We start from the raw sequence: 22,202 nt of genomic DNA on the forward strand, positions 1-22,202 counted from the left end.
CAGTGCTGTTTAACCAGATCACCGATAGCAAAACGCCTTCCTGCACACATGGGAAGGCGTTTTCATTTACTTATAATTTCTATATCCATAACGAATTTCTCTCCGTTTTCTCTAAACAACTTTACTCAGCTACAGTTCATAACCCATAGTGACTAACTAATAAACTGTTATGAACACACAAACAGGAAAAACCGCCCTGATTACAGGTGCCTCCAGTGGTATCGGTCAGGAAATTGCCAAACTGTTTGCTCAGGATGGCTATAATTTAGTGTTGGTGGGCCGTAGCGACGAGAAACTGGATCGACTGGCAGAGGTTTTCAAAAATAACTATGGTACTCAGCAAATAACCGTAATTGGCAAAGACCTAGCGACAGAAGATGCCGCACAAAATGTATATGATCAGGTGAAGGCAAAAGGTCTAACCGTCGATGTGTTGGTCAACGATGCCGGTGTCGGTCTCTATGGTATGTTTGCGACTGATACTGATTGGGAGCGCGAAAAAGCCATGATCCACCTCAATGTGCTCACCCTCACCCAGATGACCAAGTTGTTTTTGTATGATATGCTGTCACGGAATGATGGTAAGATTCTGAACCTGGCCTCGATCGTCTCCATTACGCCCAACCCCATGATGGCCGTATATGCCGGAACGAAAGCGTACGTATACAATTTCACCCAATCGCTTATCAACGAGCTGAAGGATACGAATGTGACGGTTACAGCGCTCCTGCCCAATGCAACCGATACTGATTTCTTCCATAAAGCGGGAGCCGATAACACCAAAGTTACCGACGACGTACAAGACCCGCTCATGGTAGCTAAGGCTGGCTATGATGCCTTAATGGCTGGCAAGCACAAGGTAATTCCGGGTGGTTTGAAAAATAAGTCGTACGAAATTCTTGCCTATGTAGCCCCTCAGGAAACCCTGGCGGCCGTGATGCGGAACAAAATGGCACAAAAGCCCGAACCACAAGAAACCGAAAAGTCATCGTCAGCTGCTACCTGGGGGATCGGCTTCGGCATTGCTGTTCTAGCGGGTATCGCATTAGGCGTAGCTTACGCCAACTCGAATGCCATTGACCGGGCCAAGTATCGCTATAAAGCGAAATCCTGGGGCGACACGATTTCAGACGCGCTCTCGTCTGTGACCGACAATGTAGTCGACTCGCTGGTGGACGCTTATAAATCCACCAAGAACAAGGCTGAAAAGGTCGTTGCTCGGGAAACCGAAATGGTCGAAGACGAAGTAGGCGCATAATTACGCAAAACACCCAGCCACTACATAAGTCATGAAAAACTCATCATTCTGGCGAATTGCCACAGCCGTTATTGCGGTAGGCAGTATTCTCTACACAACCGTTCTTAGCAATAGTTCAGGATCACAGGCCAATACTAACGACGAAGATGACGACGAACCCAGCGGCTCCGAATACGAGTATGATGTACCACCTGAATACCAGCATGTTTTTGAGAAAAACAGCCTGGTTCCTGCCGGGTGGGCGTTCGGTGTGGTCTGGTCAACGATTTACACAGGCTTAACAGCGCTCTCCGTTCACCAGGCCCTGCCAAGTCAGGAGCGAAACCCGCGTTATATACAGGCATTACCCTGGTGGTGGACTAGTTGGGCACTCAATGCGCTATTTGGACGGTTTTTCTCCCAAAACGATCCGCAGAGCATTGTCATCTCCGATCTAACGACCAAATTCAATCTACCTGCCGCTTTGGCGTTGCATCATAGTCTGGAAATAGGAAAGACGGATGTTCCATCGCCCGAAAAATACCTGCGTATTCCTGTCAGTCTGTATGCGGGTTGGCTCACGGCAGCTACAGTTGTCGGTACACCCAACACCCTACTAACGCTCGGTCTTTGGCATTCTGACAAAAAACGGGATGAAGCTATTGCATCGGGTATTCTGAGTGCGACAGCCGGGGCAGGTTATTTGATTGGTCGTCGGCTAAACGATCCTTGGTATATGCTACCGTTTGTAGCTGGCTTTTCAGGTATTGCCAATCGCCAGTGGAATAAGCACCCACTGGTTGGCTGGACAGCGGCTACGCTGGCGGCTGCTTATGTCGGTTTCCTGGCTTATTGGCTTCCCAAAGGCAAATTTCATGACTACAACCGAATCGTGGTTCACGATACCGAAGCCGAAGTACTGGCAGGTCCCGTCGAAACTGCGGAACCTGTTCAGGCAGCAATCGCTCGCGAGCGTACTAAACCAATTGAAATAGAGAATTTTGATTAATATTAACGCTTATCCAGCAGAAGCCGCTCTTAGAAATAAGGGCGGCTTTTTTAGTTGTTTAGCCTATACAACCATTGCCATTTTGACCGAATTTCACCAGAAAATCAAGCAAATCAAGCCAAAATGTCCGAAAAACTAGTACGGCCCATGATTTGTTACTAAATTATGTAGAATGAATGATGCTGGATGGTTCTCAGATCCCATTATCCATTTTTGCTTATCCATTATTCATTCCTAAGACTCATGGACTTTAAGAATTACACCATCAAAGCACAGGAGGTCGTACAGAAGGCATCGGAAATTGCCCTCGGCAACGGCCAGCAAGCCATTGAAACAGGTCACCTGCTCCAGGCGATCCTGTCGGAAGATGAAAACGTGATTGGATTTGTCACCAAGAAATTGGGAATCAATCTACAGAATACGACCAGCGCTTTACAGGCCATCCTGACTACCTATCCGAAGGTGTCGGGCGGGAATGGAAGCGTATACCTAAGCAACGATACAGCCGCAGCTTTAGCCAAAGCCAGCACCATTACCAAAGAATTTGGCGACGAATTTGTCAGCGTCGAACTGATGTTGCTGGGACTTATGGCAGGTAAAGACCAAATTGCAACGTTATTGAAAGATGCCGGTTTCAACGAAAAACAAGTGAAAGCGGCCATCAACGAACTTAGAAAAGGAAACTCAGTGAAAGACCAGAACGCTGAAGCAAAATATCAATCATTAGAACGGTACAGCATCAACCTTAACGAACGGGCACGTACGGGTAAAATCGACCCCGTAATCGGTCGTGACGAAGAAATTCGTCGGGTACTCCAAATTCTGAGCCGCCGTACCAAAAATAATCCGATTCTGCTCGGTGAGCCGGGTGTTGGTAAAACGGCTATTGTCGAAGGGCTGGCCCAGCGCATCGTATCGGGCGACGTACCCGAAAATCTGAAAACCAAAACCATCGTCTCGCTCGATATGGGACTGCTCATTGCGGGTGCCAAGTACAAAGGCGAGTTCGAAGAGCGTCTGAAAGCCGTTATCAAAGAGGTGACGGACTCCGACGGCCAGATTATCCTGTTTATCGACGAAATCCATACACTGATTGGCGCAGGAGCCGGTGGTGAAGGCGCTATGGATGCGGCCAATCTGCTCAAACCAGCGTTGTCGCGGGGTGAACTACATACCATCGGTGCCACAACGCTGAAAGAGTATCAGAAGTACATCGAGAAAGATAAAGCGCTTGAACGTCGGTTCCAGGCCGTTATGGTTGATGAGCCGGACATGGCCGATGCCATTTCGATCCTGCGCGGTATCAAGGAAAAATATGAATTACACCACGGGGTTCGGATTAAAGACGACGCCGTTATTGCTGCCGTTGAACTCTCGACCCGCTACATTACCGACCGTTTCCTGCCCGACAAAGCCATCGACCTGATGGATGAAGCCGCAGCCAAGCTCCGTCTGGAAATGGACTCGGTCCCTGAAGAACTGGACGAGCTGAATAGGCGCATCATGCAGCTTGAAATCGAGCGCGAAGCCATTCGTCGGGAACAGGATAAAGAGAAAGAAACGGTTCTGAATAAACAGATTGCTGACCTAACCGAGCAACGTAATAGCCTGCAAGCCAAGTGGGAAACTGAAAAAGCGTCGGTCAACGAAGGCCGGACCCTGAAAGAACAGCTCGACAAACTTCGTCTGGAAGCCGAACAGGCTGAACGCTCGGGTGATTATGGCAAAGTAGCCGAAATTCGTTATGGTCGAATTCCTGAGATCGAAACCAAGCTGAACCAATTGCAGGGAGCAGGGGGCGCGGAGCAGAGCAAGAACTCCTCGGATCGAATGATGCAGGAGGAAGTTACGGCTGAAGACATTGCCGAAGTGGTTGCCAAATGGACGGGAATTCCGGTATCGAAGATGCTGCAAAGTGATCGCGAAAAACTGCTCAATCTGGAAAAAGAACTCGGTAAGCGCGTAGCGGGCCAACAGGAGGCTATTGAAGTGGTTTCGGATGCCGTACGTCGAAGCCGAGCCGGTATGCAAGACCCCAAACGGCCTATTGGTTCGTTTATCTTCCTGGGCACCACGGGGGTTGGTAAAACTGAAGTAGCCCGGACGCTGGCCGAATACCTGTTCAATGATGAGAACGCGATGGTGCGGATCGATATGTCGGAGTATCAGGAGCGTCATGCTGTTAGCCGACTGATTGGTGCCCCTCCGGGATATGTTGGCTACGACGAAGGCGGTCAGTTGACCGAAGCCGTCCGTCGGAAACCTTACTCAGTTGTGCTACTCGATGAGATTGAAAAAGCGCACCCCGACGTATGGAACATTCTGTTGCAGGTACTCGATGAAGGTCGTCTGACCGACAACAAAGGACGTACGGCAAACTTCAAGAATACGATCATCATCATGACGTCGAACATCGGTAGCCATCTGATTCAGGAGAAGTTTGCCGAAGATGAGGGCTGGAACCACTCGCTGGTGCTAGACGAAGCTAAACGGGCGGTGCTGGAGTTACTGAAACAAACCATCCGGCCTGAATTCCTGAACCGGATCGACGAAATTGTGATGTTCGAGCCACTCACGCAGGCTAACATTCGCAAGATCGTAGACATTCAGTTCAACGAAATCAAAAAACGGCTGGCCGAAAACGGTATCCAACTTGATGCGACCGACGAAGCCCTGACCAAACTAGGCGAAGAAGGATTCGATCCACAGTTTGGCGCCCGCCCGTTGAAACGTGTCTTGCAACGCCGGGTATTGAACGAACTGTCGAAGAGCATCCTATCGGGTGAAGTGAAGAAAGATTCGGTCGTGTTGATGGAGTTGAATCCTGATGGTGAAATTGCTTTCAACAATCTGGACGCTGAAATTGAGTTATAACTGATACCGGGCTAAAGCCCGTAGATACACGCCCGGCCGCTGAAAAGTAGCCGGGCTTTTTGTATATTTATGCAGATAACTTTTCAGACTCATGAAGTTTATTGTATCATCCTCAGTACTGCTAAAAAATCTACAGCACATTAATAGCGTTGTTGCTTCTGATCCTATAGTATCAATATTAGAACGTTTCTTATTCCGAATTGGGGATGGAAAACTTAATATTCAAGTAGATGATTCAAAGCCAGTACTGGGGTTATGATTACTAATTTAAGGTTCTCAGCTGATGTTATTAGAAAATATGCTACTAAAGCTTATCAACATTATCTAAAGCTGATCGACGGGAAAGAATTGATTTCAATGGTAAATAATTACGTAGTGAAATTGCTTAGTTTCTCTTTATAGATAGTCACCCATATCTAACCATGACGTATCAAAATTATATTTCCATCGATCCCGAAATTCGGTTTGGACGGCCTTGCATTACGGGTACGCGCATCAGTGTATACGACGTACTGGGCTGGCTAGGCTTGGGAATGAGCTTTGTCGATATTATCGAAGACTTCCCTGAACTGAACGAAGAGCAAATTCGGGCCTGTCTGCTCTACGCAGCCGACCGTGAACGAAAAGTACGGGTGATTGTATGAGTGATTTGATGCTCAAGCTGTTGTTTGATGAAAACATATCCTACCGAATTGTCAGGAAATTAGCTCACTTATATTTAGGTAGTGAACAGGTGAAACGCCTGGGCTTACTTAGCCGTAAAGATGGGCTGATTTGGGACTATGCAAAACGTAATAACTTCGTCATTGTCACGCATGATGAAGATTATGACGAACTAAGCGCCTTACGCGGTACTCCACCTAAGGTTATCTGGCTGCGAACTGGCAACATCATAACTGATGAACTAGCCAATCTGCTAATCACTCACTTCGATAAAATTAAGGATTTTATTCAGTCAAAAGAGGAACAGGGCTGTCTGGAATTATATCGTTAGCTTCTTCTACTTCGCCCGCTCACCGTATTTCTATGTCAAAAAAGTTCATCCTACTGATGAAATTGAATTGTAACTGATACCGGGCTAAAGCCCACACGCCCGGCCCCTGAAAAGTAGCCGGGCTTTTTTGTATATAGCCGACTAATCGAACAAACTTAGCTTCTATCTGGAGGCTATGGATTGTTTCCCAATTTGACGGTTTTCTCACCGAAATAGCTTCCGTTTAATCTTCTGCCAGCGTGAAGGGGCACGCACAAGGGTAAGCCCACCACCGACAATATTCACCATACGCGGCTGCTGTTGCAACACAATAACAATATCATTTACCATTACTGCCCGTGTAGAAGGGTTAACCTCCAACGTAGTCACCTCACGGCTTCGATAGGTTCCATTCACCACGAGGGTCAGTTTCGTATTTTGAGTCTCCCCAGAAATAGTCGCCGTGTACTTACCAGCACTATCCGTTTGGATGCAGGCTCCTTTTGCGGTCCCGCCAATACTGACATACGCCCCAACAGCCGGAAATACCTGCCCCGTTGAATCCTGTAGCATGACACGGCCCGAAACTGTCCACTCCGTCATGGCGCCGATGCCATGAGCAGAAATCGGCGATAAAGCAATCTCAGGCCGGGAAGAGACCGGTCTACCTAAAGAGTTGTATTGGGCAAGGCTCGTTTTCCAACTCAGCAAAGCCGTTGCCAGTACACCTACCCAGCGACGCCAGCTAAACGGCTGGCTCGGACGCGTTAAAGACAGAGCCCGGTTTAGTTGATCATCACGAAAACGGCCACAAATCTGTCCTGAAGTATTCCTCAACAACTGGACCAATTCCTGGTCTGACAAGGCCGAATAGTCAACTACCGTTTTCTGGCAACTGGCACAAAAACGGCCCTGTTCGGTTGGCTGCATTCCCTCCCAGCGCTCGTGGCAGGGTTTTGGAATATGAATGGTCAGACTACGCATAGTATCTATTTATCGTGAACACGAACAGCGCGAATCTTTATTACTAATTACTTTATAGCCACAGGTTTTGTTGGGTCGATACGGAGCCAGAGTAGAGCGCTGACCAGTAAACAACCCGCAATCATAAACAGCGGATAATTGAAATTGTGCGTTTGCTTAACAATGATCCCAAACAGAATGGTTATAAAAAACCCACCCAACTGTCCGGCAAAATTCATTGCCCCCGTTACTGTTCCCGAATTACGCTGGCCAATGTCGACACAAACAGCAAAGGCTACGGGTAAGGCCAGGTCTTTCATCAATACGCAGGTAGCCAGTAAATAACCAGCCAACTCGTTATCGGTGGTTAGTCCGGCCAGCAGAAAGAAAAGACTGGAAAGGCCTAACCCACCCAGACCAACGGCTCTTCGGCCAATTTTAAGCCCATAGCGCTTGGTCAATACATCGCTTAATCCACCACCTACCAAGCAACCAACAGCGCCCAGAAAATAGGAAAGTGAAATAAAATTCTTGGTCTGGTCTTCCGATAAGCCCCGCCCTTCCTGAAAATATACCGACGACCAGTTAGTGAAGAAATATGAACCGTAGAAGAACAGGTGACACATGAGCATCAGCGCCCACAAATCAGGGTTGCGGATAATGGTTGTCCAGGGAATGCGGTGATCGGTATGCTTGATCCGACGCCCCGATTCAATTTCTGCAACTTCAGCTTCGCTGATACCTTTCTGTTCAGTCGGATCATCCCGAAACAAGGCATACCAGCCAATGGCCCAAAGTACACCCACAATACCCAGCACCGCAAACGCCCAGCGCCAGCCCGCGTAATGCACCAACGGAATAACCAGCAGTGGCGTCAGCGCCCCCCCCAGGCGACCAGCCGCCCAAATCACCGACTGCGCCCGACCTACTTCAACTGCCGGAAACCAGCGGGCAATTACAATCGACGCATTTGGATAAGCCCCTGCTTCGCCAGCCCCAAACAGGAATCGAACAATCAGCAGATACATAAAATTAAACGCCGTTCCTGTAAGGGCTGTGAACCCAGACCACCACAACACCACACGCGTCAGTACCCGCCGAGGTCCGGTTTTATCGCCAAGTGTACCCGTTGGAATTTCAAACAGCGCGTACGATAACGAGAAAGCACCCAGAATCCAGCCAAACTGTTCATTATCGAGACCCAGATCATCTTTAACATATTTACTGACCACGTTCATGCAAACGCGGTCGAGGTAGGTGATGGTGGAGAGCAGAAATAAACCAGCCAGCACACGGTAACGAACCTTCATAGGGCTTAGAGGAAAGAAGTAGGGAGAGAAAGCCAAAAATACTTACAGACTGGACTTTATCCCAATCAAAGACTAATGTACTTTTACAGCATGTCAACCGTAACCATTGCCCCAATCGCCGAAAGCCTGCCTGCTTTCCTCGACGCACACAATTTTTCGGCCATTGCCGTCATTGTCGATAACCACACCTTTCGTTTCTGCTACCCCGAGCTGAAAGCTCTGCTACCCAAGCACACGCTGGTTCGGATCAAAGCCGGAGAGGAACAAAAACACATTGCCACCTGCGAACTGATCTGGGACGCTCTGACCCGTGCCAATTTCGATCGTCATGCGCTGGTGCTAAACCTCGGTGGGGGCGTTATTGGCGATATGGGTGGGTTTTGTGCGGCTACCTACAAGCGGGGCATTGCCTTTGCCCAGATACCCACTACCCTACTGGCACAGGTCGACGCCAGCGTAGGTGGCAAACTCGGCATTGATTTCAACGGCTTTAAAAATCATATTGGTGTATTCAAATTACCCGATGCCGTACTTATCGAACCCCATTTCCTAACGACCTTACCTGAGCGGGAGCTTCGTTCGGGCTTTGCCGAAATTATCAAACACTGCCTGATTGCCGATGCCGCGATGTGGGAAGAAATCCGCCGACGCGACCTGGACGAGCAGGACTGGCCCCGATTGGTTGCTCATTCGGTAGCCGTAAAACAACGCGTCGTTGAACAGGACCCGACCGAAAAAGGCCTGCGTAAGATTCTGAACTTTGGGCATACCATCGGCCACGCTGTCGAAACCTACTTTCTGACGCAGCCCCGCAAGCGATTATTACACGGCGAAGCCATCGCTGTAGGCATGATTACAGAGGCTTTTATCGCTTTTCAGAAAAAAATGATCGATCAATCGCTATTGACCGCAACCGAAGAGTACATATTTTCCGTATATGGTAATGTTAAACTGAACGACGAAGATATTGATCCGATTTTGGCGCTGACGTTACAGGACAAGAAAAACCGGGGGCGCGATGTTCGAATGGCCTTACTCGATGGACCCGGTAGTTGTGCCTTTGATGTATCGGTAACGAGTGCTGAAATGCGCCGTGGACTGGATTTTTACCGGGGGATAAACAAGAATTAAAAATTGGCCTTATACTATTGTTTGCCAAACATTTACGATTATATTTGAGTTCGGTCAGAATAACGCAACTGAGTTAATCTAGTTTATAAAGCTTATTGATTGAAACTTTTACAAATGCCCGTATGAAAACGTACATCGGAATTCTGTTTGCAGTGGCCGCAATAGCTATGGCGGGGTGCTCATCGAGTAGACTGTTTGTGGAGCATGATTATAGCTACGAAGGTCATTTTAAAAATTACGAATCATTCAATTTCCTGGAGTGCGAATTCGTCGATTCGACCCTACTCTGCTCCGATATTCAGGATGCGATCCGGCACCAGATGGAAGCCCGTGGCTACCGAGTCAGCAACCGTAGCCCAAACCTCTTAATCTCGTACAACATTTTCCGTTCCGATCTGCGTTTCCGGGGCTATCAGCAGCCCGTTATTAAAGACTGGGTAGTTCGCGAAGACGACGACGCTACCTATAAGCGCATCGACTACAACCTGGACGAAGGCACGCTAATGATTTCGCTGATCGACGCCGAATCGTATCAGGTGATCTGGAAAGGTTATGCCTCCAAAATGATGCGCAATCAGAACTTTAAGAACAATTATTTCAAAGGCATCGTCCGGTCCATTTTCGACCAATACCCCCTCATGGCAGCCGCAAAGTAACGCAACTAAAAAGTAACGCGGGTGGAAACCCGCGCTCTGTTATAGACAAGTTTGAATCTATAGAGCGCGGGTTTCCACCCGCGTTACTTTTTAACAGCATCTACGTATAGTGTTCATGCACGAACCCTATCGCCGACGTTTACCTCATATTATGCCTCCGGGCGAAACGTTGTTTATTACCTATCGCCTTCATGGCACCCTGCCTTATCACATTTTAACCGAGCTTCTGGCCAATCACGAACATTTTTTAGCCCGACAGATTGAGCAATCGCCTGATGTCCCTGTCGATTCTATTAGAAAACGCTGGAAAGGCCGGTATTTTTTATCAATAGACTCGTATCTGGATAAAGTTGGGCAAGAAACCTATTCTCTTATTAATGAGCCGACCGCTGATATTATTAAAGAATCTATCCATTTCAGAGATGGGGAACAGTTTGACCTTCATGCTTATTGCATTATGCCTAATCATGTCCATCTGTTGGTTACTAATAATCAGCAGAATAGACCATTTTATGGCGTTATAGGTAGTATGAAGGCGAATTCTGCCAAAAAATAAACGCCCATCTTAACCGTAAAGGTCGCCCATTCTGGCATTCGGAAAGCTACGATCATGTCGTAAGAAACAGTAAATCGTTCGACCGAATCGTTGCCTATATTATGACGAATCCAGTCAAAGCAGGGTTGGCTTCACGTTGGCAGGACTGGGCTCACAGCTACTGCAAATACGACTTTGAGTAACGCGGGTGGGAACCCGCGCTTTGTACAGAAGCTAACTTGTTTATAAACAAAGCGCGGGTTCCCACCCGCGTTACGCGTTACTTCGTCAATTCCTTAAAAATTCCTTCCAGCGAATTTTCCTGCTGACGGAGACCGACGAGGGTCAGATTTTGGTCGGCAGCGAGTCGAAAAATGGTAGCTCGTAAATCAGTATTGGGCCGAGCTGAGATTCGGTATTGACCCGCACCTAAAGGCTCTACCTGCTCCACACCAACAAGGGTAGTTAGCACGGCTGGATTTTCCAGCTCACCTTCAAACTCAGCCACAACCACCACATGGTCGCCACCCGAGGCACTTCTGAGCTGGCTTAATGGCCCATCAGCCACCAGTTTTCCGCGATTAATGATAATCACCCGGTCGCAGATTGCTTCGACCTCCTGCATGATATGGGTCGAAAACAGAACCGTTTTGTCGCGTCCGGCGTCGCGAATCACCTGCCGAATTTCGGCTAACTGGTTCGGATCAAGGCCTGTTGTCGGCTCATCCAGTATCAAAACGGGAGGATTGTGTAGTAACGCCTGGGCGAGACCAACCCGCTGACGGTATCCTTTCGACAGTTGCCCAATGCGTTTGTGCTGCTCCCGACCAAGACCAACCAGCTCGATCATATCGGAAATCCGACGGTTTAAATCTCCCCCCCGTAACTCATGTAACGACCCCGCAAACCGCAGGTATTCCTTTACATACAAATCAAGATAAAGCGGGTTATGTTCAGGCAAATACCCAACGCTTCGGCGAACATCCATTGGCTGTGTACGCACATCGAAGCCATTAACTTCTACAGTTCCTTCTGTTGGTTGAATATACCCCGTAGCGATTTTCATGGTGGTAGATTTCCCAGCCCCATTTGGCCCCAGAAAACCGACGATTTCGCCCGGCTGTACGGAAAAGGAAATCTGATTGACAGCCCGTTGCTGATTGTATTGTTTTGTAAGATTCTGAACCTGAATAGACATAGTTAACTGCGCGACTATCTCATCAACGAAAGCCGATAGCGAATTGGCATAAGGCGAATGTACAGGGAACTAGTTAAAAACCGGAAAGAATTTCTATTTTTAGGGTTTAACGTCCATAGAACGCGTTTTCTCTCCGTCTATACATGTCGATTTTTCGAAAAAAAACCGTCACACAAGCCATCGGCGATGCCGGTTCAGGCGACTCCAGCCACCTGATGAAAGTGCTTGGGGTTCGTGACTTAACCTCACTGGGTATTGCCGCTATTATAGGAGCTGGCATTTTCAGCACCATTGGCCGGGCTAGTTTCAACGGGGGACCAGCCGTATCGATGCTATTCGTTTTTACCGCTATTGCCTGCGTATTTACGGCGCTGAGCTATGCGCAGTTTGCCAGTACAGTGCCGGTGAGTGGTAGCGCATACACTTATGCTTATGTATCGTTCGGTGAAATTTTTGCCTGGATCATCGGCTGGGCGCTCATCCTCGAATATGCCGTATCGAACATGGTGGTGGCGATTTCCTGGTCGGAGTACTTTACATCCATGCTGTCAGGATTTGGGGTCAACTTCCCTGGTTGGCTCGCTACTGATTATGGATCAGCTCACCGAGCTTTCGAAGAAGTGCAGGCAGCTCGTCCAGCAGCTACAGTCCTTCCTGCCAATGTACTGGCACTGGCAACTGCCTACGATCAGGCGCCTTCGCTGGGTGGGTTAAAAATCATCATGGATTTACCGGCTGGACTCATCACGGTATTGATTACAGCCCTGGTGTACATTGGCATCAAAGAATCGAGAAATGCCAGTAATCTGTTAGTATTGCTGAAACTCTGCGTGATTGGGCTGGTAATTGGCGTCGGCGTGTTTTATGTAAAACCAGCCAACTGGTCGCCTTTTGCTCCGAATGGGGTGAAAGGGGTATTGAGTGGTGTAGCTTCGGTATTCTTTGCGTTTATCGGGTTCGACTCCATCTCGACTACGGCCGAAGAGTGCCGCAATCCGCAACGGGACCTGCCCCGCGCCATGATATACTGCCTGGTGATCTGTACCATTCTGTATGTTCTGATCACGCTGGTTTTAACGGGTATGGTGAATTTTAAAGAATTGGGTGTCGATGATCCGCTGGCCTATGTTTTCCAGAAACTGAACCTCAACTTCATGGCAGGCATTATTTCGGTCAGTGCTGTCGTAGCGATTACGAGCGCCCTGTTGGCTTATCAGCTAGGGCAACCACGCATCTGGATGACCATGAGCCGTGATGGGCTTCTATGGCCAAAATTCTCTGAAATTCATCCAAAATTCCGCACTCCCTCCTTTGCAACCATTATTACCGGCGTTCTGGTAGCCGTTCCGTCGCTGTTTCTGGATATGCAGTTTTTCATCGACCTAACCAGCGTGGGTACCTTCTTTGCGTTCATTCTGGTATGTGGCGGCATTTTGTTTCTGGATGCTAAAGGAATTTCCGCCCAGTCGAAATTCCGGGTTCCTTACGTAAATGGGAAATACATCATTGGACTTGGTTTCCTGCTGCTGTTCGGATACGTAGTCTACTCTGGAGGCTTGATGTCAAGCATTGCCGAAAAACCACTTATAGCTGTTTTCTGGCTTACCTGGGCAGTCATGTCGGTACTCGCTTTTCAGAAAAACTTCTCTCTATTGCCCATACTGGGCATTCTGACGAACCTCTACCTGATGACCGAACTAGGTGTTACGAACTGGGCGATTTTCGTGGTCTGGCTGGTAATTGGGCTGGTTATATACTTTTCGTACGGATTTCGGAAGAGCAAGTTAGCTCAGAAGGAATTGGTGGTCTAATGAGTCTTAGCGGCCAAAGAACATGATATGCTGCTGCGGAAGGCGATCATCGCTTTTCAGCAATCGCAATCCGGCTGCTTTCATTTCCTTCGTAGCCTGAGCGATGCTTAGTTTATGCAGTTCTTTGATAGGCACAGCAGGGTCTTCGGCCCGGTACTCAACCAGTACCAGGCGGCCACCAGGCTTTAGAGCCGTTGCGATATGGGAAATCATTTCGCGTGGGAACGAAAACTCGTGGTAGGCATCAATCAGGATAGCTAGATCGATGCTGCTGGGCTTTAGTTTCGGATCTGATTCGGTGCCCAGCACAGGCTCCACGTTAGTGAGTTTGCGTTTGTCTTTTCCCTGATTCAGATAGGCAATCATTTCGGGCTGAATGTCAACGGCGATCACCTTCCCGTTGGGAAGCTTAGGGGCCATCTGAAAGGTAAAAAAACCGGTTCCAGCACCAATGTCGGCAACGACATCGGTCGGTTTCAGCTCAAGCGATTTCAGAAGCAAGTCGGTTCGTTCTTCCTGTTCGCGCTCCGGGCGTTCGAGCCAGGCGGCTCCCAGATGACCCATCACCTGCGCAATTTCGCGGCCCTGATAGACCTTCCCGATACCATCGCGGCTGGGCGTGCGAAACTGATAAACCGACGTCGTATCAGCCTGTCTGGTCGTAGTTGTTTGCTGTTGGGCCGACTGCTGACCACAGGCGACTAATGAAATAACGAGTAAAAGGCCTATCTGCTGCATAAGATCGAATACTATTGCCGTTAAACTATCTGTATGTCGAAACGGTTGTTCCTCTGAATCAAATACACCTATTTATGAATCTCATTCTTCACTTACTACTCGATGCAGCTGTTATTTTCGGCTTAGCTTATTTAATGCCCCAGGTTGATGTTAAAAACTTCGGCACAGCCATATTGATTGCGCTGATCCTGGGTTTGCTAAATTTCTTTATCGGGTGGATTATCCGGTTTCCGCTCAATCTGGTTACGTTTTTTCTACTTACGGGTATCGTTCGGATTGTTGTGACAGCGTTACTACTCAAACTGATCGATAATTTTATGGATAGTTTCACCATTGTCGGATTCTGGCCTGCCTTGGTCATTGCCCTAGCCGTTGCTGTTGCCGGTACGCTTATCGACCGGTCGGCTCCAACGCCCGAAATGGTAAATTCAGGTTATGTGGTTTCGGTATTGTCGACTCTTCGGGTAGGCTAGCACGTTTCAGGGTTGAACGATTTCTGCTCATAATTTCTGAATGAACCGTTCTTAATCAAAAAGCCACGTCAGCAATGACGTGGCTTTTTGATGTATGTCCTAAAAAATTAGTCACTACGACGGCCGCCCAGCAATAAACTTGCATAATAGAGCAGCGTAGCTAGTGAGCCCAGAGCAGCCACTACGTAGGTCATAGCAGCCCACCAGAGCGCATCTTTGGCGAATCCGTATTCACGCTGATTAACAACTCCCCGATTCTGAATCCAGGCCAAAGCCCGACGGCTGGCATCGAACTCTACGGGCAACGTGATAAAGCTAAACAGGGTGGTCAGGGCAAACATCGCCACCCCAATCGCCAGCGGGATAGGTGTGGTGCGCAACAGTAAAACCCCTGCCAGCAGTACCCACTGCATATACTGAGAGGATACAGTTAGCACTGGCACCATAGCTGAACGGAATTGCAACGGTCCATAGGCCAGTTTATGCTGAACAGCGTGCCCACATTCGTGAGCCGCAACAGCCGCAGCCGCTACGCTTCGTCCGTAATACACGTCGGCGCTGAGGTTAACCGTTTTCTCCTGCGGGTTATAGTGGTCAGTCAGCATACCTTCGACCGAAACGACCCGGACATCATAGATGCCATTCTCGTTGAGCATTTTTTGAGCCACTTCGGCTCCGCTCAGGCCGTTGCTCAGACCAATTTGTGAATATTCATTGAATTTGCTTCGTAAACGCCAGCTCACAAATGCGCTAGCGCCGAAAATGAGAATCATTATTAACCAGATCATCGATAGTTAGTCAGGTTTATGGTTTATTCTGACAGCCAACTTACTTGCCTGTCAATAGTAAAACAACAGTTTTATCGAAAAAGTATCCCGTTCCTTTACCATTTATCAGAGTATAGGGCCATTCGTGGTACTGAACAATCGCTGGAAACGGGCATTATCCATTATTCATATTACATTGTTCATTATGCTAATAGCTCTGCTTAATCCGTTCGATGAGCTTGGTCGTAGAATAGCCGGGAACCAGTTCTATAGTTTCGACACGGCCACCATGCCCCAATACAAAATCAGCCCCTACGATGGTCGCTACAGAGTAATCGTTGCCTTTGACCAGAACATCAGGCTTCACGGCTTCGATTAGTTGGAGAGGAGTATCTTCACCAAACAACGTTACGGCATCAACAAATTCGAGTGCAGCCATCAGCCGGGCGCGGGCATACTCATTCACAACTGGACGAAGTGGGCCTTTAATACAACTTACCGACGCATCGGTATTCAGCCCTAAAATCAGCTTATCGCCCAGACTCCGGGCTTTTTCCAGATAGTCGATATGCCCTAAATGAACAATGTCGAAACAGCCATTGGTAAACACAATCTGCTGCCCTTCGGCTCGCCACTGGTCGGCCTGCCGAATAGCTTCTTCACGCGTAAGAATTTTAGATTCAGTCATAAGTAAGTTATCGCTCCAGCTTGATGGCTTTGGGATCGTCGAGTACGTCGGACAAATTGGTTGTTTTGTTCCGGCGAAGCAATACAACCAGCAAGGCCAGAATACCCAGAATGATGATCATCACAGCCGACACGCCGTGAATAAACGTAGCCAGTATCTGCCCATCCTGACTCGTTAATCCGTATAACAACGCTACCTGCCCAACCAGCAAATGGAAAGACCCAATACCGCCCGGTGTAGGAGCCGCCATGCCCAGCGAGCCAACCACCAGAATCGTTAGCCCGGCCAGCATACCTAACCCAGCCGTAGCGGGCATAGCAAAGAACAAGGTATATGACATCAGGTAATACATTGTCCAGATAAGGAGGGTATGGGCCACAAACAGGCCAGGCCGACGTAACTTCCGAACGCTCAACAAACCATCCAGGAGACCTTTCAAAAATCCACTGACTTTCTGATACAAGGGATGCTTGCCTAACGCTTCACGGTAACGGTTGAATAAGAACCAAGCCAACAACGCCCCACCCAGCACTACCGCTCCTGCCAGCAACAACAGACTCGACCCACTTGATCCTTTGGGAAGCTTTCCTCCCAGAAATTCCATAAAAAACTGGCTCAGTCGGTCGAACTCCAATACAAATGTGGCTCCCAGCAGTAAGATCAGCATAAGCAGATCGAACAATCGCTCAGCTACGACTGTACCAAAACTCACATTGACAGGCACTGCCGATAAGCGATACAAGGTTCCACAACGGGCAACTTCACCAGCCCGTGGCAACGCCATATTGGCCAGATAACCCGTTAAAACACTTACCGTAGCCTCCAGCGATGTAGGCCGTTGTGTTACAACCGGCTCCAGCAATACCCGCCAGCGTTCGGCCCGGCTCCAGTGGGCAATAATGGTAAACAAGCCCGACAGCAGTACCCACCGGTAATCGGCAGCACTGATTTTATGCATCAGGTCCCCGACGTCTAGATGGCTTTGCTGAAACGTAAACCAGAGCAGTCCCCCGGCAATGGCCAGCGAGATCAGGTATTTAAGTATATTTTTGAGATTCATGCGAACGTAACGCAGCTCGAAGCCGCATTGAAAGAAGATCCAGGCGGCTTTGCAGCCGCCTTACATAAAAAACTCCGCTACAAAGTAACGGAGTTTACTTGTAAAAGAGCGAAAGAGTGAGCGAATGAACAAGCAAAGCCCCCAAAAGGCTGCGTGGTTAAGCCTCGTTCACGCGTTAGTACACGGCCATTTCGGGTTCAATCTCCCGTGCCCAGGCGTTGATCCCCCCATCAAGATTATAAAGATTGGTCATTCCATCCTGCGCATATAGGTACTGAGCTACATTGGCCGAACGAATTCCATGATGGCAATAAATAACCACAGGTCGATCGGTTGGGATGCGTTTGCGATTGTTTGGAATCATACCGACGGGAATAAGTACTGCTCCTTCCAGATGGCAAAGGTCATATTCGGGCCGTTCACGAACATCCAGTAGAAACATAGCTTCACCCAGCGCTAAGCGATCCGACAACTCCTGAACGGTCATTTTTTGTGGGCCTAGATCGCCAGGATTCGAGCGCGTACTGGCGGAGGTCAATCCTTGTCGGGCCAGTTCGTCGGCATCGGCCCGCCGTTTGGTTTTTATCTTCTGCTGATTCATCGACAGTAAATCAATCATAAGCAGTTGTTCAGTCAGCCCATTACCGATACCCGTGATCAGTTTGATTACCTCATTAGCCTGGTAGGTTCCAATTACCCCCGGCAGTACACCCAATACGCCCGTTACATTACAGTTCGGTATTTCAATTTCGTTAGGATAATCGGGGAACAAACACCGATACGTCGGTCCGCGCTTTCCATCGCCAAGATCGGCATTCAGGACCGCTACCTGTCCTTCAAAACGGTGAATTGCTCCGTAGACAAATGGTTTACCTAACGTCACGCAGATGTCATTGACCAGGTAGCGAACTTTAAAATTATCCGTACAATCAACCACGATGTCATAGGCTTCGATAATCGACCGGGCATTGCTAATATCCAGAGCCATCGTATACGTATCGAACCGAAGCTCGGGATTGAGTCGCTTCAAATGACTTACGGCCACTTTGGCTTTCGGTTTGCCAATTTCATCGGTTGTATAGAGCACCTGCCGTTGCAGATTGCTCAGATCCACGGCATCCGGGTCAATCACCCCAATTCGTCCTACACCAGCCGCTGTCAGATACAGCAATACCGGGCATCCAAGGCCTCCAGCCCCAACCACAAGTACATGAGCATTCTTAAGCTTTAGCTGTCCAGCGGATCCGAGTTCGGGTAAATTTAAGTGTTTCTGATAACGTTGTTGTTCGGAAGGCACTAGCGTTGTTGTTTCCATAGTCGTACAATATACAACTTAAATCAATAGGGGCGTTGCTTTAAACCAACAGATTTCGCCTAGTGAAAATTGCGTTGTAAAAGCCCCCGAACAAAATATTTTTAGGCATCGGTTCTTCAACTTCCGTTTGCCAAAGCTGGTCCTTAAAACATAAAACCCAACGCTTGAAACCTACCATCGTAAAACCTTTTTTAGTACTATTGCTCCGTAAAATCCAAATGTTTCTCAACTATGTATACGTATGTATCGATAACAGGTGGTATTTCGGCCAGCCTGTTAGCCCTTACCCTGACTTTCAACGCAAATCCAGTCACCACCACAACGATAAACTCAGCGGGTGCCTATGAAGCACCTGCCAAAAAAGGTCCCTGGGAAACCCTGTTTGATGGAAAAACCTTGAAAGGCTGGCATACTTATCTAAAAACGGGTCAACCTATATCCGACAAATGGACGATCGATAATGGAGCTATTCACCTGACAGCTGGTGGCGCTGGCGATCTGGTCACGGACAAAGAATACGGCAATTTTGAGCTGGAAATCGAATGGAGAATTGCGGAAGGCGGTAACAGTGGCATTATTTACCACGTGCATGAAGATCCAAAATACAAAGCGACCTACCAAACAGGCCCTGAAATGCAGGTCTTAGACAACGAGCGCCATCCCGATGCCAAACAAGGCCGCGATGGTAACCGAACGGCTGGAGCACTTTATGATTTGCAAAAACCCATTACCCCGAATGCGGCCAAACCCGCTGGCGAGTGGAACAAAGCTCGATTGGTGATTAAAGATGGGCACGCCGAGCAATTCCTGAACGGTAAAAAAATTGCCGATTATCCAACCAGTGGTCCTGAGTGGGATAAAATGGTATCGGAGAGTAAATTCAAGGGCTGGGAAGGCTTTGGCAAGTATTCGACCGGCCATATCGCTCTGCAGGACCACGGGAATAAGGTCTGGTATCGCAACATCCGAATTCGAGAATTGTAATTTTGAATGACAGGATGATTGAATACAAAATGGCTTGGCCAGTCCGTATTCAATCATTCTGTCACTCAATCATTCTATCATTCTACCCTCATGCAACGCCGAACGGCCCTCAAAACCTTAACGGGCACAGCTCTGACGCTTCCTGCCCTGACCCATTCGTTAGCCCAACCGATGATACCATCTGAACAAGCTCCTACCGTGTTGAAAGGAAATATCAATCATGCCGTTTGTAAATGGTGTTACGGCAAAATTCCGCTGGAAGATTTTTGCAAGGCCGCCAAGGAAATGGGGATCAAAGGCATTGACCTGCTCGATCCCGATCAGTGGGCTGTCGCTAAAAAATACGGCCTGACCTGCTCCATGCCGCAGGGAGCAGGCAAAGGTATTACCCAGGGCTTCAACGATCCCAAACTCCACGACGAACTGGTAGCCAGCTACGAAGCTATTTTCCCAAAGCTGAAAGAAGCCGGGCTCGATAAGGTCATTTGTTTCTCAGGCAACCGACGGGGTATGAGCGATGCCGAAGGGATGGAAAACTGTGCAGTGGGGCTGAAACGGCTGATGCCCAGTGCCCAAAAGTACGGTGTGACCATGATTATGGAACTGCTCAACAGCAAAGTGGACCACAAGGATTACATGTGCGACCACAGTGCCTGGGGTGTAGAACTTTGCAAAAAAGTAGGGTCGGAAAACTTCAAACTCCTGTACGACATCTACCATATGCAGATTATGGAGGGTGATATTATCCGTACAATTCGCAACAATCACCAGTACTTCGGTCATTATCACACAGGCGGAAACCCCGGACGTAACGAGATCGACCAAACGCAGGAACTCTACTACCCGGCCATTATGAAAGCCATTGTCGATACGGGTTATAAAGGCTTTGTAGCTCAGGAGTTCATCCCCAAACGCGACCCACTCACCAGTTTGAAAGAAGCGGTTATTCTGTGTGATGTATAGTTTTTAAAGTAGTAAGGAACGGGGAGTGAGAATGGCTGGCGTTTCAGTATTTATTAATGCGCCAGCCATTCTCACTCCCCGTTCCTTACTATTTCAGAAGAACATAATTCTTATACTCGCCTATTCGCCAACCGGTTAGGTTTTCGATAAAGGTCAGGAAGCGTACCCGGAAGGTGTAATGCTTTCGGCTGGTATCGAACGTAAAGTTCCAGTTTAGTCGGTCAACGCGGGGCTGCATCACAGTGGGGTGCTGCCCTTTGAACAGCGCCAGCGAGTCGATTTCACTATAGTCAAAGTTCGCCTGGGCAGCTTCTACCTCAGCAATTTTCTGGGGGTCTGTGTGCCAGAAATGATTAGCGTATCGAAGGCGGTTTTTCTGCAAATCGGGTGGTTTTACCCAGCCGTAGTGATAGATATACGCATCGATCAGTTTCACCTTCAGCTTTCGGTTGTCGCGCGTTCGGAATCCCTGCGCATCCTTGTATGAAATCACATTGTCCGTATTCCGAACAACCCGAATTTCACGACGATACCACCGCCGGGAGTCGCCCACGTAGCTGTACGATCCGAAAAAGTGAACGTATTTGAACAGGAGTCCTTCTACGTTTTTGTCGTTGAGGTAACGCTGCATAGCCTCCCGAACAGCCGGAATCGAATCTTCATGCAGCACTTCGTCGCCCTGAATGTAAAAAGCCCAGTCGACATCGGGCGAGACTGCCGCCAGTGCTTTATCGGTTTCCTGCGCCAGTACCCGCCCTCCAGCTCGCGCATTTGCGTCCCAGACCGTATGAATAATGCGAATTTTATCGGAAGGGATCGACTGAATCAGCCCCAACGTATCATCATCCGATTCACCGACGGCAATGACAAATTCATCGCAGAGAGGCAAAACCGACGTGATGGCTTCCACAATCGGATAATCGAATAAAATGGCATTACGGATAAAACTAAATCCGGCTACTTTCATAAAAACGACTCGAATTGGCTACAAGTCGTAAAGATAGGCTGTTTTTGATTCGTCGTCTAATCACTGACTTTACCTTTCATTGGGGAACTAATGTATATGTATTAATCGTATTGCCTGTTTTTCGGTTGGTTTTCGTAGCTACCAGTGTCATCTGAGAGTCATCAAACTGATAAACCTCATATTCCAGTTCACCTTGCGTTTCGGTAGGGATTGGCGTAAGATTTTGCAGTATCAAATAGACCCGTGACCCTTGTTGGGTGATTGACCAGTCACCCTCGAACGTCTCCTTCGTGAATTCGGTTAGTTTAATGCGAGACCCTGTGAATTGTAACTCATAATTACGGTAACCAGGAAAAAGATTGTCGGCCTTTCCTTCCTGATAAACCAAGACTCCAGCCTCTTCCACACGAAAAGCTTTCCAGCGTTTATTGGCGATGCCATCTGTTATCTGATGTTTTTTGCTGACTAGTGTAGGATCATTGATAGCACATCCTGCTAGCCAAACAACTATTACTAGTCCAATTACATAACCAATTATATTCTGTCGCAT

22 protein-coding genes are annotated in these 22,202 nt (G+C 48.3%); 12 read left to right on the forward strand and 10 right to left on the reverse strand.

Annotated elements, in window-relative coordinates; translation table 11 throughout:
* The first annotated feature begins 169 nt into the window (after positions 1 to 169).
* From B5M13_RS24375 to B5M13_RS24395, 5 genes are all read left to right on the forward strand, one after another.
* Positions 170 to 1,258, forward strand: coding sequence for an SDR family NAD(P)-dependent oxidoreductase (locus B5M13_RS24375; RefSeq protein ID WP_080058148.1), 1,089 nt, complete (start codon positions 170 to 172; stop codon positions 1,256 to 1,258).
* A gap of 31 nt (positions 1,259 to 1,289) precedes the next feature.
* Positions 1,290 to 2,246: a TspO/MBR family protein gene (locus B5M13_RS24380; protein ID WP_080058149.1), complete on the forward strand. Its 957-nt coding sequence runs from the start codon at positions 1,290 to 1,292 to the stop codon at positions 2,244 to 2,246.
* Between the two features lie 243 nt (positions 2,247 to 2,489).
* On the forward strand, positions 2,490 to 5,120 hold the full coding sequence (gene clpB / locus B5M13_RS24385; RefSeq protein ID WP_080058150.1) for an ATP-dependent chaperone ClpB: 2,631 nt from the start codon (positions 2,490 to 2,492) through the stop codon (positions 5,118 to 5,120).
* Between the two features lie 422 nt (positions 5,121 to 5,542).
* Complete coding sequence (locus tag B5M13_RS24390) at positions 5,543 to 5,764, forward strand: DUF433 domain-containing protein (RefSeq protein ID WP_080058151.1); 222 nt, start codon at positions 5,543 to 5,545, stop codon at positions 5,762 to 5,764.
* Positions 5,761 to 6,114, forward strand: a complete 354-nt coding sequence (locus B5M13_RS24395) for a DUF5615 family PIN-like protein (protein WP_080058152.1) — start codon at positions 5,761 to 5,763, stop codon at positions 6,112 to 6,114. The genes B5M13_RS24390 and B5M13_RS24395 overlap by 4 nt, the downstream gene beginning before the upstream one ends.
* A gap of 204 nt (positions 6,115 to 6,318) precedes the next feature.
* On the opposite strand, the gene B5M13_RS24405 is transcribed toward B5M13_RS24395, so the two are convergent.
* On the reverse strand, positions 6,319 to 7,077 hold the full coding sequence (locus B5M13_RS24405; protein ID WP_080058154.1) for a hypothetical protein: 759 nt from the start codon (positions 7,075 to 7,077) through the stop codon (positions 6,319 to 6,321).
* A gap of 47 nt (positions 7,078 to 7,124) precedes the next feature.
* Positions 7,125 to 8,366 carry an MFS transporter gene (locus B5M13_RS24410; RefSeq protein ID WP_080058155.1) on the reverse strand — a complete coding sequence of 414 codons (1,242 nt, stop codon included), beginning with the start codon at positions 8,364 to 8,366 and terminating at the stop codon, positions 7,125 to 7,127.
* Positions 8,367 to 8,456: 90 nt separating this feature from the next.
* Here B5M13_RS24410 and aroB point away from each other — a divergent pair, with 90 nt between their 5' ends.
* From aroB to B5M13_RS24425, 3 genes are all read left to right on the forward strand, one after another.
* Positions 8,457 to 9,497: a 3-dehydroquinate synthase gene (gene aroB, locus B5M13_RS24415; protein ID WP_080060067.1), complete on the forward strand. Its 1,041-nt coding sequence runs from the start codon at positions 8,457 to 8,459 to the stop codon at positions 9,495 to 9,497.
* Positions 9,498 to 9,619: 122 nt separating this feature from the next.
* On the forward strand, positions 9,620 to 10,153 hold the full coding sequence (locus B5M13_RS24420) for a DUF4136 domain-containing protein (protein ID WP_080060068.1): 534 nt from the start codon (positions 9,620 to 9,622) through the stop codon (positions 10,151 to 10,153).
* A 115-nt stretch (positions 10,154 to 10,268) separates the two neighbouring features.
* Entirely contained in the window at positions 10,269 to 10,709 is a 441-nt protein-coding gene (locus B5M13_RS24425) for a transposase (RefSeq protein ID WP_080058156.1), read from the forward strand.
* A gap of 259 nt (positions 10,710 to 10,968) precedes the next feature.
* On the opposite strand, the gene gldA is transcribed toward B5M13_RS24425, so the two are convergent.
* Positions 10,969 to 11,886, reverse strand: coding sequence for a gliding motility-associated ABC transporter ATP-binding subunit GldA (gene gldA / locus B5M13_RS24430; RefSeq protein WP_080058157.1), 918 nt, complete (start codon positions 11,884 to 11,886; stop codon positions 10,969 to 10,971).
* A 143-nt stretch (positions 11,887 to 12,029) separates the two neighbouring features.
* Between gldA and B5M13_RS24435 the strand changes: the two genes are divergently transcribed.
* On the forward strand, positions 12,030 to 13,697 hold the full coding sequence (locus B5M13_RS24435) for an amino acid permease (protein WP_080058158.1): 1,668 nt from the start codon (positions 12,030 to 12,032) through the stop codon (positions 13,695 to 13,697).
* 6 nt (positions 13,698 to 13,703) lie between these two features.
* Here B5M13_RS24435 and B5M13_RS24440 read toward each other — a convergent pair whose 3' ends face one another.
* Entirely contained in the window at positions 13,704 to 14,435 is a 732-nt protein-coding gene (locus tag B5M13_RS24440) for a class I SAM-dependent methyltransferase (protein WP_080058159.1), read from the reverse strand.
* 74 nt (positions 14,436 to 14,509) lie between these two features.
* Between B5M13_RS24440 and B5M13_RS24445 the strand changes: the two genes are divergently transcribed.
* Positions 14,510 to 14,908 (forward strand): phage holin family protein, encoded by a 399-nt coding sequence (locus tag B5M13_RS24445; RefSeq protein ID WP_080060069.1) that lies wholly within the window; start codon positions 14,510 to 14,512, stop codon positions 14,906 to 14,908.
* Between the two features lie 107 nt (positions 14,909 to 15,015).
* Here B5M13_RS24445 and B5M13_RS24450 read toward each other — a convergent pair whose 3' ends face one another.
* The 4 genes from B5M13_RS24450 to moeB all read right to left on the reverse strand — a co-directional run bounded on the left by B5M13_RS24450 (position 15,016) and on the right by moeB (position 18,738).
* Positions 15,016 to 15,681, reverse strand: a complete 666-nt coding sequence (locus B5M13_RS24450) for a zinc metallopeptidase (protein ID WP_080058160.1) — start codon at positions 15,679 to 15,681, stop codon at positions 15,016 to 15,018.
* 202 nt (positions 15,682 to 15,883) lie between these two features.
* On the reverse strand, positions 15,884 to 16,363 hold the full coding sequence (rfaE2, locus tag B5M13_RS24455) for a D-glycero-beta-D-manno-heptose 1-phosphate adenylyltransferase (RefSeq protein WP_080058161.1): 480 nt from the start codon (positions 16,361 to 16,363) through the stop codon (positions 15,884 to 15,886).
* Between the two features lie 7 nt (positions 16,364 to 16,370).
* A complete protein-coding gene (locus tag B5M13_RS24460; RefSeq protein ID WP_080058162.1) occupies positions 16,371 to 17,423 on the reverse strand; it encodes a lysylphosphatidylglycerol synthase transmembrane domain-containing protein in 1,053 nt (350 codons plus the stop codon).
* Positions 17,424 to 17,598: 175 nt separating this feature from the next.
* Positions 17,599 to 18,738, reverse strand: coding sequence for a molybdopterin-synthase adenylyltransferase MoeB (gene moeB / locus B5M13_RS24465; protein ID WP_080058163.1), 1,140 nt, complete (start codon positions 18,736 to 18,738; stop codon positions 17,599 to 17,601).
* A gap of 231 nt (positions 18,739 to 18,969) precedes the next feature.
* On the opposite strand from moeB, the gene B5M13_RS24470 reads away from it, so the two are divergent.
* Both B5M13_RS24470 and B5M13_RS24475 read left to right on the forward strand, forming a co-directional pair.
* Entirely contained in the window at positions 18,970 to 19,722 is a 753-nt protein-coding gene (locus B5M13_RS24470; RefSeq protein WP_080058164.1) for a 3-keto-disaccharide hydrolase, read from the forward strand.
* A gap of 90 nt (positions 19,723 to 19,812) precedes the next feature.
* Positions 19,813 to 20,685 carry a hydroxypyruvate isomerase family protein gene (locus tag B5M13_RS24475; protein WP_080058165.1) on the forward strand — a complete coding sequence of 291 codons (873 nt, stop codon included), beginning with the start codon at positions 19,813 to 19,815 and terminating at the stop codon, positions 20,683 to 20,685.
* Between the two features lie 88 nt (positions 20,686 to 20,773).
* Here the strand turns inward: B5M13_RS24475 and B5M13_RS24480 are convergent, their stop codons facing one another.
* On the reverse strand, positions 20,774 to 21,652 hold the full coding sequence (locus B5M13_RS24480) for a glycosyltransferase family protein (protein ID WP_080058166.1): 879 nt from the start codon (positions 21,650 to 21,652) through the stop codon (positions 20,774 to 20,776).
* A 76-nt stretch (positions 21,653 to 21,728) separates the two neighbouring features.
* Positions 21,729 to 22,202, reverse strand: coding sequence for a hypothetical protein (locus B5M13_RS24485; RefSeq protein WP_080058167.1), 474 nt, complete (start codon positions 22,200 to 22,202; stop codon positions 21,729 to 21,731).

The sequence above is a fragment of the Spirosoma aerolatum genome, assembly GCF_002056795.1.
In the GTDB taxonomy this organism is placed as follows: domain Bacteria; phylum Bacteroidota; class Bacteroidia; order Cytophagales; family Spirosomataceae; genus Spirosoma; species Spirosoma aerolatum.